The 15,067-nt window shown below is 68.5% G+C and carries 11 protein-coding genes; 3 read left to right on the forward strand and 8 right to left on the reverse strand.

Annotated features, from left to right (window positions below; translation table 11 throughout):
* Nucleotides 1–22 precede the first annotated feature (22 nt).
* Both K2R93_09295 and K2R93_09300 read left to right on the forward strand, forming a co-directional pair.
* Nucleotides 23–1,834 (forward strand): hypothetical protein, encoded by a 1,812-nt coding sequence (locus tag K2R93_09295; GenBank protein ID MBY0490019.1) that lies wholly within the window; start codon nucleotides 23–25, stop codon nucleotides 1,832–1,834.
* Between the two features lie 32 nt (nucleotides 1,835–1,866).
* Complete coding sequence (locus K2R93_09300; GenBank protein ID MBY0490020.1) at nucleotides 1,867–2,505, forward strand: hypothetical protein; 639 nt, start codon at nucleotides 1,867–1,869, stop codon at nucleotides 2,503–2,505.
* 10 nt (nucleotides 2,506–2,515) lie between these two features.
* On the opposite strand, the gene K2R93_09305 is transcribed toward K2R93_09300, so the two are convergent.
* The 3 genes from K2R93_09305 to K2R93_09315 all read right to left on the reverse strand — a co-directional run bounded on the left by K2R93_09305 (nucleotide 2,516) and on the right by K2R93_09315 (nucleotide 6,980).
* Nucleotides 2,516–3,109 (reverse strand): HNH endonuclease, encoded by a 594-nt coding sequence (locus K2R93_09305; protein MBY0490021.1) that lies wholly within the window; start codon nucleotides 3,107–3,109, stop codon nucleotides 2,516–2,518.
* Between the two features lie 362 nt (nucleotides 3,110–3,471).
* Nucleotides 3,472–4,824: an amidohydrolase family protein gene (locus tag K2R93_09310; protein ID MBY0490022.1), complete on the reverse strand. Its 1,353-nt coding sequence runs from the start codon at nucleotides 4,822–4,824 to the stop codon at nucleotides 3,472–3,474.
* A 2-nt stretch (nucleotides 4,825–4,826) separates the two neighbouring features.
* Nucleotides 4,827–6,980 (reverse strand): penicillin-binding protein 1A, encoded by a 2,154-nt coding sequence (locus K2R93_09315; GenBank protein MBY0490023.1) that lies wholly within the window; start codon nucleotides 6,978–6,980, stop codon nucleotides 4,827–4,829.
* Nucleotides 6,981–7,048: 68 nt separating this feature from the next.
* Between K2R93_09315 and tyrS the strand changes: the two genes are divergently transcribed.
* Nucleotides 7,049–8,335 (forward strand): tyrosine--tRNA ligase, encoded by a 1,287-nt coding sequence (tyrS, locus tag K2R93_09320; protein MBY0490024.1) that lies wholly within the window; start codon nucleotides 7,049–7,051, stop codon nucleotides 8,333–8,335.
* A 120-nt stretch (nucleotides 8,336–8,455) separates the two neighbouring features.
* Here tyrS and K2R93_09325 read toward each other — a convergent pair whose 3' ends face one another.
* The 5 genes from K2R93_09325 to K2R93_09345 are packed head-to-tail and all read right to left on the reverse strand — an operon-like array spanning nucleotide 8,456 to nucleotide 15,056.
* Nucleotides 8,456–9,604 (reverse strand): aminotransferase class V-fold PLP-dependent enzyme, encoded by a 1,149-nt coding sequence (locus K2R93_09325; protein ID MBY0490025.1) that lies wholly within the window; start codon nucleotides 9,602–9,604, stop codon nucleotides 8,456–8,458.
* A gap of 19 nt (nucleotides 9,605–9,623) precedes the next feature.
* On the reverse strand, nucleotides 9,624–10,493 hold the full coding sequence (locus K2R93_09330) for an ABC transporter permease (protein MBY0490026.1): 870 nt from the start codon (nucleotides 10,491–10,493) through the stop codon (nucleotides 9,624–9,626).
* The gene (locus K2R93_09335; protein MBY0490027.1) at nucleotides 10,490–11,575 is read right to left on the reverse strand and encodes a glycosyltransferase; all 1,086 of its coding nucleotides are present in this window, start codon (nucleotides 11,573–11,575) and stop codon (nucleotides 10,490–10,492) included. The genes K2R93_09330 and K2R93_09335 overlap by 4 nt, the downstream gene beginning before the upstream one ends.
* Before the next feature lie 5 nt (nucleotides 11,576–11,580).
* Nucleotides 11,581–13,491 carry an ABC transporter ATP-binding protein/permease gene (locus K2R93_09340; protein MBY0490028.1) on the reverse strand — a complete coding sequence of 637 codons (1,911 nt, stop codon included), beginning with the start codon at nucleotides 13,489–13,491 and terminating at the stop codon, nucleotides 11,581–11,583.
* Nucleotides 13,492–13,493: 2 nt separating this feature from the next.
* Nucleotides 13,494–15,056, reverse strand: coding sequence for a response regulator (locus tag K2R93_09345; GenBank protein MBY0490029.1), 1,563 nt, complete (start codon nucleotides 15,054–15,056; stop codon nucleotides 13,494–13,496).
* Nucleotides 15,057–15,067: the final 11 nt, after the last annotated feature.

Here is a 15,067-nt window from a genome sequence, read left to right on the forward strand (position 1 = left end):
CGACCCTCAGCCGGAGAATCGGATGTCCGCACCCATGGCCAATGCCGGTCATGTACCCAAGGCCCGTATGCTCGTTCGCCCTCGTTCGTTCTGGTCCGCCGCCCTCGCGGTGACCGCCCTGCTGGTGACGGCCCGCCCGTCCGTCGTGCTGGCGCAGCGCGACACTCGCGAACGGCGCGTGGGCGGTGTGCCCCGCGAGGTGACGCTCGAAGTCACCCGGGTGTACAACGCCCCCGGTACCCGGCGTGTCCACGGAGACTTTTCCCTCGCCGCCGGCGATACCGTCCGCAGCGATCTGGCCGTGCTCAACGGTGCCGTTCGGATTGCCGGCGTCGTCACCGGACAGGTCGTCGCGCTCAACAGCGATGTGCGCCTTCTCGATGGGGCGCGCGTGGAGCAGTCGCTCACCGTGATCGGTGGCACCTTCGACGGCCCGGAGCGGCCCACGGTCGGTGGCGAGATTCGCGTCTGGAGTTCGCGCTATCGCTATCGCGAAGATGCCGACACGCTGATCGCCGAGACCGATCTGTTCGCGCGCTGGTCGCGCTGGGTGCGCGAGGAGAATGAGTCGAGCACGCAGAGCCAGCTCTTCGTCACCACGGCCCACACGTACAATCGCGTCGAAGGGCTCCCGATCTTCGTCGGCCCCCGGGTGCGGGTGAAGGCCGGCACGACGCGGGTCTCCGCTGAAGCCTTCGGCATCTTCCGGACCGGCGATCAGCTGGTGTGGAAGCGCGAGAACCTCGGTCACCGCGCCATGCTCGAGTTGCGCCAGGGGCAGCGCACCGGGTTTGCGGTCGGCGGGCGCCTGTTCGACGAAGTGGCACCGGTGGAGAACTGGCAGCTGACCGATGCCGAAGTGGGGCTCAACAGCTTTCTGTTCACGCGCGACTATCGCGACTTCTACCAGCGCCACGGCGGACAGGGCTACGTCTCGGTCTTCGGCGCGCTGGGCACCGAGTTGCGCGCGGGCATCGGCGAAGAGCGCTGGAGCAGCCGTCGAGCCCGGGATGTCTGGTCGCTCTTCAACGACAACCTCGCGTGGCGCGCCAACCCGCTGGTGGACGAGGGCGTGCTGCATCTCTTCACCCTGAGCGGCACCCTCGACACGCGGAACCGCAAGACGAATCCTCGGTCCGGGTGGTACCTGCGCGGCGAGTACGAGCGCGGGACGGGGGATCTCACGTCGGCGGGGCCTCTCACCACGGGCGTCCGCACGCTCACGGCCGGGCCGATCGAGTACGGCCGCGCCCTCTTCGATCTGCGGCGGTACACGCGCCTTGGCCCCCGCTCGCAGGTCAACCTGCGCGCGGTGTTCGGTGGCTGGACCGATGGCGATCCACTCCCCATTCAGCGCCGCCTCGCGGTGAGCGGCCTCGACGCACTCCCGGGCTTCGACTTCCGCCGCATGATCGGATCGGCCGATATCGGCACGTGCGCGACGGGCGCGGAAGGGGTCTACGCCGCGCTCGGTCGCCCCGCGCAGTGTGATCGCATGGCGCTGCTGCAGATCGAGTGGAAGGGCGATATCCGCCTGCGCTTCTTTGGCGACGACGACTTTGGCGATCGGCGCTGGTCGTTCGGCAGCAAGGCCGACGGCACCTGGGTCATCTTCGCCAACAGCGGCCGGGGCTGGCTCGTGGGCAACACGACCGGCTCCACCAACGCCGACGAACTCCGCTACGCCCGCAACACGGTGCCGGCCATCGGGACGTGGCGTACGGACATCGGCGGCGGCTTCGACTTCGGCGACTTCGGCGTGTACGTCGCGCAAGCCGTCTCGCAGAGCGGCCTGTCGCCCAACGTGTACGTCCGTCTGGCCCGCCGCTTCTAGGTACCCACCTCCGCGCCCTCCCGACTCCCTCCGTGTCCCTCGCGCGCGCGCTCCTCGTCACCCTGGTCCTGCTCACCACAGGGCTGAGCGCGCGCGCCCAAGGCAGACCTGAGATCGAGATCCGCGTCGCCCCGGGCGCCTACCCGCCGCAGGTCGCGGTGCGGAACGTCCTCGCCGAACAGCCGTTCGATACGCTCCTCAAGAGCGGCTTCCCGGCGCGGCTCACCGTGCGAGCGGAGACGTGGTCGATCGGCCGCTGGTTCGACGATCAGCAGAGCAGCAGCGAGTGGAGCATCATCGTGCGCTACAGCGTCGTCGATCGCGCATACGAAGTGGCGCGGGTCGTCGCCAACCGGGTGACACCGTTGGGCAGCTATGTGCGCTTTGCCGACGCGCGTGCGGCGTCTGAGCTCGCCTTTCAGCCGGCGTTGCCCCCGCCGCCGCGGGGCCGCAAGAGCTATGTCCTCGTGCAGGCCGAACTCCAGACGCTCGACGTGAGCGATCTCGACGAACTGGAGCGCTGGCTCAAGGGTGAGGCGCGCCCGCTGGTCCGCGGGCGCCGCAACCCCGGCACGGTGCTGACGCGCGGCCTGCGCTCCCTCGCCAGCCGCATTCTGGGCGGCGAGGTGCGTCGGCTCGAGGCGCGCAGTCCGGCGATGGACCTCTTCTAGAGGCGTTCGCCTACAAGCGCTCGCTGACGAGCGGGCGCGTGGCCCCTTCGATCTTCTGCAGTTCGCGCAGGGTGTCCTCACCGTAGAAGGTGCGGATGTACTGCGACTGGATCGGCGTCAGGCGGCGCACGGCCCACGACAGATGCACGAAGTGCGGTTCGACCGGCACGTGCAGCGGGTGCATCCCGATTTCATTCGGCATGCGATTGGCCTTCTTCGTGTTGCACGGACTGCACGCCGTGACCACGTTCGACCACTCGTTCGTGCCGCCGCGCGACATCGGAATGAGGTGATCGCGGGTGAGCGATTCCCGCGGCTTGAGCTCGCTCTGCCGGCGCCCACAGTACTGGCACTGATAGTCGTCGCGCGCGAAGAGGAACGTGTTCGTGACCTGCCGGCGGAAACGCCGCGGCACGTGCACGTAACGCGTCAGGCGAATGACCGCCGGGCGCGGATAGGCCTGCTTTTCCGATCGTACGGGGACTGCCAGGTCGGCCTCGACGATCTCGGCCTTGCCGTCAATGACGAGGCGAAGGGCCCGCCGCAGCGGGACCATCGTCAGGGGTTCGTACGACGCATTCAGTGCGAGACAGCCGGCGATCACGCCCTACCCTCCGCTGAAAGTGCCTGCGACAACCACGAACGATTCCGAACCACCGTACTCCGGGGGCACCAAGCGAAATCCCCGCTGATGCGTCGGCACGAGGCCGACCGGCATGCAGCGGGGATTCGATGGGGTCACACGAGCACAGACCTGCGCACGCTCGCGCGGCTCCGGCAGGGTCTGCAGGAACTCTCCCAACTGCCGAGGGCGCGCGGGGCGGAGCGGTGCATGGCGTACGATACCGTCGGGACAACCAACGAGGCAAGGGACGGTGGGCGCTTTTACGCGACGACGAACGAGGCACGGGACAACTGACGAGGATAGTCTCTGGCAACGAACCTCGTCAGCTGTCCCCACCCTCGTTAGTGGTCGCGCCGAAGGCGCCCTGATACGGACTCGACCCGCGCGTAGAGGCCGGGATCCACGCCCAGCACCTCCCCCCCGCGCACGAGTTCCTTCCCCGCCACCGTGACGAGGGACGCCCGCGCCGAACCACCGAGCACGTGGACGAGCGTGACCGTCGGATCAAAGACCGCCGGCGCCCAAGGCTGGACGAGGGGAAACGCCGCCAGATCTGCCTGTTTGCCGACCTCGAGCGTGCCGATCAGCGTGTCGAGCCCGAGCGCGCGCGCACCACCAACCGTGGCCAGTTCCAGCGCCCGTGACGGATGCAGCGAGTCCGGTTCCCCCGACCGCAGGGCGTGAAACAGACAGGCCTGCCGCGCTTCCTCCAGCAGATGCATGCGGTCGTTGCTCGCCACCGAATCGGTTCCGAGGCCGGTGGCGATGCCGTGCGCCAGCATCCGGTCGAGCGGCGCGATGGCGTGACCGAGCTTGGCGTTCGACACGGGGCAGTGCACGATCGTCGCACCGGCGTCGGCGACGCGGGCGAGATCGTCATCGTCGGTGCGAATCGCATGAATGAGGAGCGGGCGCGCCTCCAGCACCCCGCAGGCATCCAGCAGCGCAATCGGTGACCGCGCCTGCGGCGCGACGGCAATACCGCGCGCGCGCAATCCATCGGCGAACGGTCCCGCGCCCTCCACCACGAATGCCACCTCGGCGGCACTCTCGGCGATGTGCACGGCCATCGGCAGCGCCTCTGCGCGCGCATACTCGGCGGCAGCGCGGAAAAGCGGCACGGACACCGTATACGGCGCGTGCGGCGAAATGCCCGTGCGCACCAGCGCCGTATCCTGCGTCCGTAGGTCCGCCACCCGCTCGCGCAGCCGTGCCATCGATCCATCGCGCTGCACCGGATCGGGGCCGAAGACCTCCACATACCCAATGCCACGCACGCCGAGTTCGCGCATGGCGACCAGCGGGGCCGCCGAATCGGTGGTATCGGCCAGGGTGGTGATGCCGTGCGCCAGCGCTTCCACGATCCCCAGGCGCGACGCATCGAGGAGATCCTCGGCCGTCAGCACATCGCGCCGCACCCGTGTGAGCGTCACCAGCCAGTCGCGGAACGCAAACCCCTCGAGATACCCGCGCAGCGTGGTGAGCTCGAGATGACTGTGCGCGTTCACGAGGCCCGGCAGGAGCGCGGCGGCACCGAGATCCACCCGGCGCACGTCGGCAGACTCCGGGAACGCCGCGGCGGCACCGACCCACGCGATCGCGTCCCCCTCCACGAGCACCGCGCCGTTGGGAAGAGGCGCGGCCGCCATGGGGAGGACCCAGGCGGCCGAATAGAGAGTGCGGGCGCCGGTCACGCTCACGACGGGGGCAGGCGGAACGGATTCGAGGTGTCGGCCTTGCTGCGATAGCGCGCCGTGTCGATCACGAACGGCGACGGACCGGCCGGATCGGTGCAGCTCTTGGTGGGCTCCGTGCCCTGCACGAAGAACTCCGTCACCAGGTTGCCGGTGCAGTTGCTGTTGGCGAGCCGCCCCGTCACCGCGTCCACTTCACGCACGATCACGCCATCGGGGCGCGGCCAGTCGGGCGGCTGCGGCTTGCGACGGTACACTTCGGTCATGAACGCGGCCCACGCCGGCGCGGCCAGTTCGCCGCCCTGCGCGTTGGCCTTGATCTTCTGCGGCTTGTCGAAGCCCATCCACACACCGGCCACCAGATCCGCCGTGTAGCCAATAAACCACACGTCGGCACCGTCGTTGGTCGTCCCCGTCTTGCCGCCGGCCGGGACATGGAAGCCGCTCTGCCAGATGCGCGCGCCGGTGCCGCGCACCACGACGTCCTTCATCATGCTGACCATCAGCCACGACTCTTCGGGCGAGAGCACTGCCTCGCGCTCCGGTTCGGGCTTCCAGATCACCTTCCCTTCGGCATTCTCCACCCGCACGATCGCGTACGGCGAGGTCCGCAGCCCGAGGTTGGCGAACACCGAGTAGGCGCCGATCATCTGAATCGGATAGACGTCCGCCGAGCCGATGAAGATCGACGGGTACGGCGGAATGGGCGTCGTGATGCCGAACTTGCGGGCCATCGAGATGACGCCCTCTTCGCCCACCGCCATGCCGGTGCGAATCGCCGCCAGATTGCGAGACATGTAGAGCGCTTTGCGCATCGGCATCGCGCCCATGAACTTCATGTCGTAGTTGCTGGGCGTCCACGTCTCGCCGCTCACCTGATCGAGCGAGATCGGCGAATCGTCCACCACCTGCGCGGGGCTGAAGCCCTGATGCACCGCACTCGCGTACACGATCGGCTTGAACGTCGATCCCGGCTGGCGCATCGCCTGCACCGCGCGGTTGAACTTGGAGTCACCGAAGTCGCGGCCGCCCACCATCGCGCGAACGGCCCCGGTGCGCGGGTCGAGCGCCACGAAGGCGCCCTGCAGGTACGGCGAGTTCGCCGCGCCGGTCTCACCACCATCGGCGCTGCGGGCGAGATACCCCTCGTAGGTGAGATGCGCGTACTTGCCGTGGCGCCCGGCTTCGATCGCCTGCAGCTGGTTCTCCAGCGCGCGTTCGGCAGCGAGCTGCATGTCCACGTCGAGACTCGTGTACACCTTGAGCCCTTCATCGTAGAGCCGCTTGCCAAAGTGCTCCTCGAGCTCCTGGCGAACCCACTCCACAAAGTACGGTGCGATATCACCGCTTTCGGTGCGCTCGGCGAGCTGCAGCGGATATGCCTTGGCAAGGGAGGCATCCGCGTCGGTGATGGCGCCCTCGCGGCGCATCAGCTCGAGCACCGTGTTGCGCCGCTGAATGGCCCGATCGGCAAAGCGGCGCGGATTGTAGCGCTCGGGTCCCTTGAGCAGCCCCGCCAGCACCGCGGCCTCGGCCACCGTGACGTCGCGCACCGACTTGCCGAAATAGCGCTGCGACGCTGTCTCCACGCCGTAGGCGCCGTTGCCCAGATAGACCTGATTGAGATAGAGCTCGAGAATGCGCTGCTTGGAGTAGCGCTGCTCGATCGCGCGGGCCACGCGGGCTTCCTTGAGCTTCCGGAGCAGCGTCTTCTCGCGCGAGATGCGATCGGAGAAGACGTTGCGGGCGAGCTGCATCGTGATCGTGGAGAAGCCCTGCGCGTAGCCGCCGGCCTTCACGTTCCGGAGCGCCGCCCCGAAGATGCGGAAGTAGTCGATGCCGTGGTGGCTGTAGAAGCGCCGGTCTTCGGTCTTCACGACGGCGTCCTGGACATGCTTCGGGATGTCCTTGAGCGTCACCAGCGTCCGGCGCTCGAGCCCCAGTTCGGTGACGAAGCGCCCATCGGCGGCAAAGACCTTGGAGGTCTGCCGGGGCACGTAGGCTTCGAGCGAGGCGATGGACGGGCAGCGCCCGTCGCGGCAGATCACGGTCCAGGCACCCAGCAGGGTGCCGACCCCGAGCCCGCCGCCGAAGAGCGCGAGCACCAGCAGCCACCCGAGCCACGGGCGGCGCGAAAGCAGGGAGAAGAAGGCCATAGCGGTCCTGAAGGCTACCGATCGCGGGGGCCCGGCGCCACGCCGACCGGCCCGGTTATCTTGGGACCATGTCCGCGAATCCAGCCCCCCTCGAAGAACTCGCCTGGCGCGAGCTCCTGTTTCAGCACACCGACGGTCTGCCGGCGGCGTTCCAGAGTGGTACCGTGACCGGCTACTGCGGGTTCGACCCCACGGCGTCGAGCCTGCACGTCGGCAACCTCGTCCCCGTGATGGGGCTGGTACACCTGCAGCGTGCCGGCCACCGTCCCATCGCGCTCGTAGGCGGCGGCACGGGGATGATCGGCGATCCGAGCGGGCGCAGCAGCGAGCGGAACCTCCAGGATCTCGACACGATTCGCGCCAACGCCGAGGCCATTCGCGGGCAGCTGGCCAAGTTCCTCGACTTCGAGGGCCCCAGGGGCGCGAAGCTGATGAACAATGCCGACTGGCTGATGCCGCTGTCGCTGCTCGATTTCCTGCGCGACACCGGCAAGCATTTCTCCATCAACTACATGCTGGCCAAGGACTCGGTGAAGAGCCGCCTCGAGGGCGGTATCTCCTTCACGGAGTTCTCCTACATGCTGCTCCAGAGCTACGACTTCCTCGAACTGCACAAGCGCGAGGGGGTCACGCTGCAGATCGGTGGCAGCGACCAGTGGGGGAACATCACCGCCGGCCTCGAGCTCATCCGCAAAACGACGGGCGGGGAGGCGCACGCGCTCACCTTCCCGCTCATCACCAACGCCGACGGCACTAAGTTCGGCAAGAGCACGGGTGGCGGCTCGGTGTGGCTCGACCCGGCGCGCACGTCGCCGTACAAGTTCTACCAGTTCTGGATCGGCGCCGACGACCGCGATGTGTCGCGCTACCTCCGCTACTTCTCGCTCCTCTCACGCGAGGAGATCGAAGCGCTCGACGAGGCCGTACGGACGGCGCCCGAGAAGCGCGCTGCTCAGCGCGCCCTCGCGACCGACGTCACCGCCCGCGTGCACGGCGCCGATGCCGCCCGCGTGGCGCAGGAAGTCTCGGCGCTGCTCTTCGAAAAGGCCGATCCCGCCGCGCTCTCCGACGGAGCGCTCGCGGCCCTGCGCGAGGAGATTCCGTTCGCCACCTACGCCCCGCCTGCCGAGAACCCGCCGGCGAGTGGCGTGGACATCTACGAATGCCTCACGCTGCTGGGCATCGCCGCCTCGCGTGGTGCCGCCAAGCGCCTGCTCGAACAGGGCGGGATCGCCGTGAACGGCGCGAAGCTCACCGCCGCCGATCGTGTCGTTGGCGAGGAGCGGTTGCTGCGCGGGCGGCATCTGCTCATTCGCAAGGGACAGCGGGAGTTTGGGTTGGTGCAGGTTCCCTAGGGCTCGCTGCGCTCGCCGACAACTGGGACAACAGCGGGACAACCCACGAGGATTGTGGCCGAAGCCAATCCTCGTGGGTTGTCCATTTTGTTTCCCGGTTGTCGGCGAGCGCAGCGAGCCCTAAGAGTCCAGCAGCCCAAGCACCCGATCGATCTCGTCAGCGGTGTTATAGCAGTGCGGCGACAACCGAATCGCCCCCTCGCGCACAGTGTAGGACACATGTCCCGCCTTGAGCCGAGCCGCCATCGCGTCGAGGGCCGTTGGCGCGAACGAGAAGACGCCTGCCCGCCGCGCGCGATCCGCTGGCGTGACCAGCCGCACATCGGACCGTGACTCGGCCCACGCCACAATGCGGTCGCCCAGCGCCTCGATGTGCGCGGCGACATTGGCCACGCCGAGCTCGAGGAGCATGGCGGTGGCGGCGTTGGCGACGGCAAAGTCGTGGTAGGCCAGCGTCACCACTTCAAATCGCCGGGCGTCGTCGAAGAAGTCGAACTCGTAGTCGGTCAGGCGCGTGTAGTCGGTACTCGACTTCATGCACGCCCACCCCACATCGAGCGGCTCGAGCTGCGTGACGAGTCCACGGCGGACATACACGAAGCCGGTGCCCCACGGGCTGAGCTGCCACTTCTGCGCGCCGCTGGCGAAGATGTCCACCGGCAGGGCATGCAGATCGATGGGGCGGATACCGCAGCCCTGAATACCGTCCACGATCACGAAGACGCCCTTCTGCCGACAGGCGTGACCGATGCGCGCGAGGTCCGCGACGAAGCCGGTGGCAAACTGCACCCAGCTCACGACGACGGCCACCACATCATCGCGCTGCTGAATGGCCGTCACCAGCGCGTCTTCGTCCGGCAACCCGTTCACGCGCGGGATGAGTTCGAGCGTGATGCCGCGTGAGCCGAGGGCCTGGAACGGGTAGACGCAGCTCGGAAACTCGCCGTCGAACGCCAGAATCACGCCCGGCCGCAGCGGCAACGCGCGCGCGGCGAGATTGAGCCCGTACGTGGTGTTGGGCATCAGCGCGATCTCGTCGGCGTCGGCCCCCACGAGCGCGGCGAACTGCGTACGCGCGGTCGCCGCCGCCTCCTGCATCAGCGCAAACGGAATGGTGTGCGGCCTGGCTCGCAGCCCCGCCCATCGCGCAAAGGTGTCGACCGCGCGCTGGGGGTTGGGACCGGTACTGGCGGCGTTGAGATAGATCGTGGGATCGTCCGCCATCCAGGCGTACTCGCGCGCGCGCAGCGCCGGGACATCGAGGCTCATGGGTCGCAGAAACGGAGGGTCAGAGGCGACGGTGCGCACGCGGATCGAGCGCGTCGCGCAGGGCATCGCCCAAGAGGTTGAAGCCAAGCACCGCGAAACCGATCGCGAGACCGGGCGCCAGCGAGGTCCAGGGGGCGTTCCGCAGCTGCGATAGATCGCGCCCATCCGCGATCATGGCCCCCCAGCTCGGGGTTGGCGGCTGCACACCGAGGCCAAGGAACGACAGCGCCGCTTCGGCCATGATCGCGCCGGCAATCCCCAGCGTGGCCGCAATCACCACCGGGGCCACGACGTTCGGTAAGACGTGGCGTAGCAGAATGCGAGCGTCCGCGGCGCCGAGCGCGCGCATCGCCTGCACGTACTCGAGCTCGCGCACCACCAAGACCTGCCCGCGTACCAGACGCGCCATCCCGGCCCATCCCACCACACCAATCACCACGCACACCACCGTGAGCGACGGCTCGAAGGCCGCCGCCATCGCGATGAGCAGCAGCAGCGTGGGAAAGGCGAGCGTCACATCGGCCAGACGCATCACCACATCATCCGTCCAGCGGCCGCGGTAGCCGGCCACGAGCCCGAGCACCACACCAATCGACAGCGCGATCCCCTGCGACACGAGCCCCACGAGCAGCGAGACGCGCGCGCCGTAGATCAGGCGCGCCCACACATCGCGCCCCTGGGCGTCCGTGCCCAACCAATGCGCGGCACTGGGCGCTTCGAGCGTATGGCGCAAATCGATGGCCGCCGGATCGAGTCGCGTAGCCAACGGCGCGGCCGCCGCCAGCAGCACGAGTCCACCCACGACCACGAGGCCGATCCAGCTGCGCCCATCGGCGCGCAGCCGGCTCCACGTATCACTCGCCCCAACGGCGCGCACCGGCGTGCTCATGCCGGCGTGAGACTGGGCCGCGACGTGATGCGCGCCGCCGTGGTTCCGCTCACCCGGGCCAACCGCTCCGCCGCGGCGTCCACAAAGGCATCCCACCCAAAGGCGTCGCGCGCACGTGATTGCGCCGCGAGCCCCATGCGACGGGCGGCCTCGTGATCGCCGAGCAGGCGCGCCAACTCCGAGACGACCACCGGGAGCGTGGCCGCATCGGCCGCAAAGCCCGACACACGCGGATCCACCAGCGACGCAAAGGCGGACGCGGCCGGCACCACGACCGGAACACGCTGTTGCATCGCGGCGAGCGTCGCCACCGCGCCCGCATCATCGGCCGCACAGACCCACGTCGCAAAGGCGTCGAGCGGCTGATGATGCAACAGCACATCGAGCGGCGCGATCTGCATCACGTTCGTCAGGTCGAGCGCCGCCGCGTGCAGGCGCGTGGCCTGCAGCTCGGCCGTGTTCCCCAGCAACGTGACCCGCAACGCCGGATGCCGCGCCCGCAGCTGCGCCGCAGCGCGCAAGGCGAGCGCGGTGTGTTCGTCGTGCGTGCGCGGCGGCACGATCACCAGATGCGGCGGCGCAATCGGTAGCGGGTGCAACGCCGGATCGAGCGCGTCGGGTTCGATAGGCTCGGGCCAGCTCACCGCCAGTCCGTCCACGCCCCACGCCTCATAGCGGGTCCGCGACCGCGCGAGGCGCTGCCGCCACCCGTTGTCCGACGCGTCCTCGCGGACCAGCGCCGCGCTTTCTCCCACCGACAGCCGGCGCACCACGCCGCCCCGCGCACCAAGCGCCACGGCCGCGATGGAGGCATCGGCCTCGCTCCCCACGAGCATCGCATCGGGCCGCAGCGCCGTGACGATCCCGCGCACACTCGCCGTGCGGCGCACGAAGCCGGACCCCACGATGGCACGGTGCGACAACCGCGGCCACTCCGCCTCGATCGCCCGCTCGACCTCACCGCGCGACAGGCAGGCCACCGCCGCGATCTCACCACGTCGCCCCAGGCCCGCGGCCACGGCCGCCAGCAGGCGCACGCTCGGCGTGTACCGCTCGCTGGTGGTGAGCACGACGACCCGCATGGCCGCTACGCGCCGAGCGCCGAGGTCGAGAGCGCCGTCTCCGCGTCACCAGCGGCAGCCTCGTCGCGCCGATCGAACTGCAGCGCATGCAGTCGGGCGTACGCCCCCCCCTTCGCCAGCAGCGCGACGTGCGTGCCTTCCTCCACGAGCTGGCCGCGATCGAGCACCAGAATGCGATCGGCATGCTGAATGGTGGCCAGCCGGTGCGCAATCACGAAGACGGTGCGCCCGGCGAGCAGGCGATCGATCGCCTCCTGCACCAGCCGTTCGCTCTCCACGTCGAGCGCACTCGTCGCTTCGTCGAGAATGAGAATGGGCGGATCGGAGAGCAGCGCCCGGGCAATCGCAAGGCGTTGCCGCTGGCCACCCGACAGGCGCGTGCCGCGCTCGCCGAGGTTGGTGTCCCACCCTTCGGGCAGCGCTTCGATGAAGGCCAGCGCATTGGCCGCCCGCGCCGCCGCGTCGAGCTGCGCCTGTGTCACATCGGGGCGCCCGAAGGCCACGTTGGCGCGCACCGTGTCGTTGAAGAGCACCGTATCCTGGCTCACGATGCCGGTCAGTGCGCGCAACGCGTCCAGTTTGATTTCGCGCAGGTCCACGCCGTCGAGCAGGATGCGCCCCGCCGTGGGATCGATGAAGCGCGGCAGCAGGTCCACGAGCGTGCTCTTCCCCGCGCCGCTCGCTCCCACCAGGGCGATCACCTCACCCTTGCGCGCCGTGAACGACACGTCGCTGAGCGCCGGCGGGCGATCGGCCTCGACCCCCTCGTGGCGGAAGGTGACGTGCTCGAACACCACCGAGTCCCCAAAGGTGGCCTGCGTGCGCGTCCCACGGTCGATCGCCACCTCGGTGGGCTCGTCCAGGATCTCGAAAATGCGCTCGGCACTCGCGAGCGACTGCTGGGCCGCCGCCGGCGCCTGCGACAGCTGCTTGAGCGGCTGCAGGATGCGCATGACCTGAATGAGGAACACCATCAGCTCGGCGGGCGCCATCGACTTCTCGCTGATCACGAGCGTCGCGCCGTACCAGAGAATGGCCACCGCGGTGATGGTGCCCAGCGTTTCGATGGCCGGGCCCGAGAGGAGCGCGAGGCGTCCCACGCGGATGTAGCCCCTGGCGAACGCCGCGTTGCGCGTCGTGAACTTTGCCTCTTCGCGCGGCTCGGCGCGATACGACTTCACCAGCCGCACGCCACTCACGACTTCCTGCACGAGGCTCGTGATTTCGCCCTGATCGTTCCCCAGGCGACCGTAGCCCTTGCGCAGCTTGCGGAGCACAGGCTGCACCGCCCCAATCGTGATGGGGGCAATGAACAGGGCCGCGATCGACAGCCGCCACGACGTCACGAACATCGCCACGATCGTCGCCACGATCTGCGCGGTGCTCCACATCGACCGCGTCACCAGTTCGGTCACGACCGTCTTGGCGGTGGTCGTGTCGTTCAGCACCCGGCTGATGACCTGTCCGACCTTGTTGCGCGTGAACCAGGGGAGGGGCAGCCGGAGGAGATGCCCATAGAGTGCGTCGCGCAGGTCGCGCACGACGAACTCCTGCAGCTTGACACCGACCTGCCCACTGAGCCACACGAGCACGTTCTTGAGCGTGACCGCCGCGATCACGATCAGCATCACGTTCTGCAGCGAGCGCTGGGGATTCCGCTGGTCGAGCAGGAAGCCGATCGTGGACTCGAGCAGCCGCCCGATCGTGCCATTCGACGGCAACAGCTGCTCCAACCCGAAGAGCGCGTTGAAGAACGGCACCAGCAGCGTGAACGAGAAGACGTCCGCCACCGCGGCGGTGGCGTTCAGCACGATGACCGTAAACAGCTTGAGCTTGTGCGGCGCCACGAACCGCCAGAGCCGCCGCCACAGCTGCATCGACGGCGTGCGCCGCCCCTCTTTCAACGCCGAGGCCATCGTCAGCGCTTGGGGGTCAGGAGCGACACCGGCAGGATGCACTCCTCCGGCGACACGCCCCCGTGCAGGAACGAGCCGCGATAGCGCCCCTGATACTCCCGCAGCTTCGTGGGATAGACAAAGAAGCCGTCGCCCGTGGCGATGAGGGTGTTCGTGCCCGCGCCACGCTCGGGGAGCCGCAGGTCGCGGGCATCGGCAAAGAGCAGCGCCTGCTCCGGACGTTCGGCGCGGATATCCTCACCAAACTTGTAGCGCAGGTTGGCCGTGGCATCCCGCTTGGCGAACACCGTCGCCGGCGTATTGCAGTGGAGCGCCCCATGGTCGGTGGTAACCACGACCGAAATGTTCCGGCGCGACGCCTCGCGCAGCAGCGAGAGCAACGCCGACCGCTCGAACCACTGCTTGGTGAGGGCGCGCAGGGCGATCTCGTCCTTCGCCACCTCGTACAGGATCATCGACTCCGAGCGACCATGCGTGAGCATGTCCACGAAGTTGAAGACGAACGCATGCACGCCATCGCCGGCAATCGCCGCCGGGAGATGCCGCTCGAGATCGGCGGCGTCGAGTGCGGTCGTGATCTTCTGGTACCGCACCGGCACCTTGACCTGCAACTCCTCCAGGTGCGCCGTCAGCAGCTCCCGCTCGTAGGCATTGAGCGTCTCATCATCACGATCGCCCCACCACTGCGGATACTTCTCGGCGATCTCTCCCGGAAAGAGCCCGCTGAAGAGCGCATTGCGGGCATACGGAGTGGCCGTGGGAAGAATGCCGTAGTAGTGCGTCGTCTCGACTTCGAAGAACGGCGTGAGCAACGGTTGCAACGCCCGCCATTGGTCGAGCCGCAGGCAATCGATCACCACGAACAGCGCCTTGCGGTCGCGTGACAGCACCGGGAGCAGGAACTCGGTCACCACGTCCACCGAGAGCGGCGGCCGGTCGCCATCGAGCTCCCGCAGCCAGCGCGGATACTCGGTACGCATGAAGGCGGCGAACTCGCGCTGCATATCGGGATAGAGCCCCCGCAGCGATTCGTGCAGCCCCATTTCGCCCGCTTCGGCCAGATCCACGTCCCACTGCGTCAGCTCGGCGAAGCGCTCGATCCAGCCCCGCCAGTCGAGGCCGGCGTAGCGCTCCTGCTCGATGGCGCGGAACCGCTCCACGAAGGCGCGCGCCATGGCCTGCGACCGGATGAGCGGGCCATCGAGAATGCGCGTCACCACCGTCAGCACCTGCCGCGGGGTGACCGGCTTCACGAGGTAGTCGCGGATGTTCGCGCCGATGGCCTCCTTGAGCGTGGCGTCTTCCTCGCTCTTGGTGACCATCACCACCGGCAGCGACGGGGCCATCTCGCGGATGTCGCGGTAGGCGTCGAGCCCGCGGGTGCCGGGCATCTGCTCGTCGAGCAGGACCAGATCGTACGGCGCGCGGCGCAGCAGCTCGAGGGCGTCATCGGCATTGGTTGCCGTCTGGACCTGGTACCCCCGGTCGGACAGCAGCAGCCGATGCGGCTCGAGCAGCTCCGCTTCGTCGTCCACCCACAGAATCGCTTTCGCCGGCTGCGCCATACCCTGCAAGT

The sequence above is a fragment of the Gemmatimonadaceae bacterium genome (assembly GCA_019752115.1).
Classification (GTDB): Bacteria; Gemmatimonadota; Gemmatimonadetes; order Gemmatimonadales; family Gemmatimonadaceae; genus Gemmatimonas.

Coding starts and splice junctions, on each gene's coding strand:
- K2R93_09315 (MBY0490023.1), bottom strand. CDS start 6,980: ATGGCCTTCTTCTCCCTGCTTTCGCGCCGCCCGTGGCTCGGGTGGCTG.
- K2R93_09295 (MBY0490019.1), top strand. CDS start 23: ATGTCCGCACCCATGGCCAATGCCGGTCATGTACCCAAGGCCCGTATG.
- tyrS (MBY0490024.1), top strand. CDS start 7,049: ATGTCCGCGAATCCAGCCCCCCTCGAAGAACTCGCCTGGCGCGAGCTC.
- K2R93_09345 (MBY0490029.1), bottom strand. CDS start 15,056: ATGGCGCAGCCGGCGAAAGCGATTCTGTGGGTGGACGACGAAGCGGAG.
- K2R93_09340 (MBY0490028.1), bottom strand. CDS start 13,491: ATGGCCTCGGCGTTGAAAGAGGGGCGGCGCACGCCGTCGATGCAGCTG.
- K2R93_09325 (MBY0490025.1), bottom strand. CDS start 9,604: ATGAGCCTCGATGTCCCGGCGCTGCGCGCGCGCGAGTACGCCTGGATG.
- K2R93_09335 (MBY0490027.1), bottom strand. CDS start 11,575: ATGCGGGTCGTCGTGCTCACCACCAGCGAGCGGTACACGCCGAGCGTG.
- K2R93_09330 (MBY0490026.1), bottom strand. CDS start 10,493: ATGAGCACGCCGGTGCGCGCCGTTGGGGCGAGTGATACGTGGAGCCGG.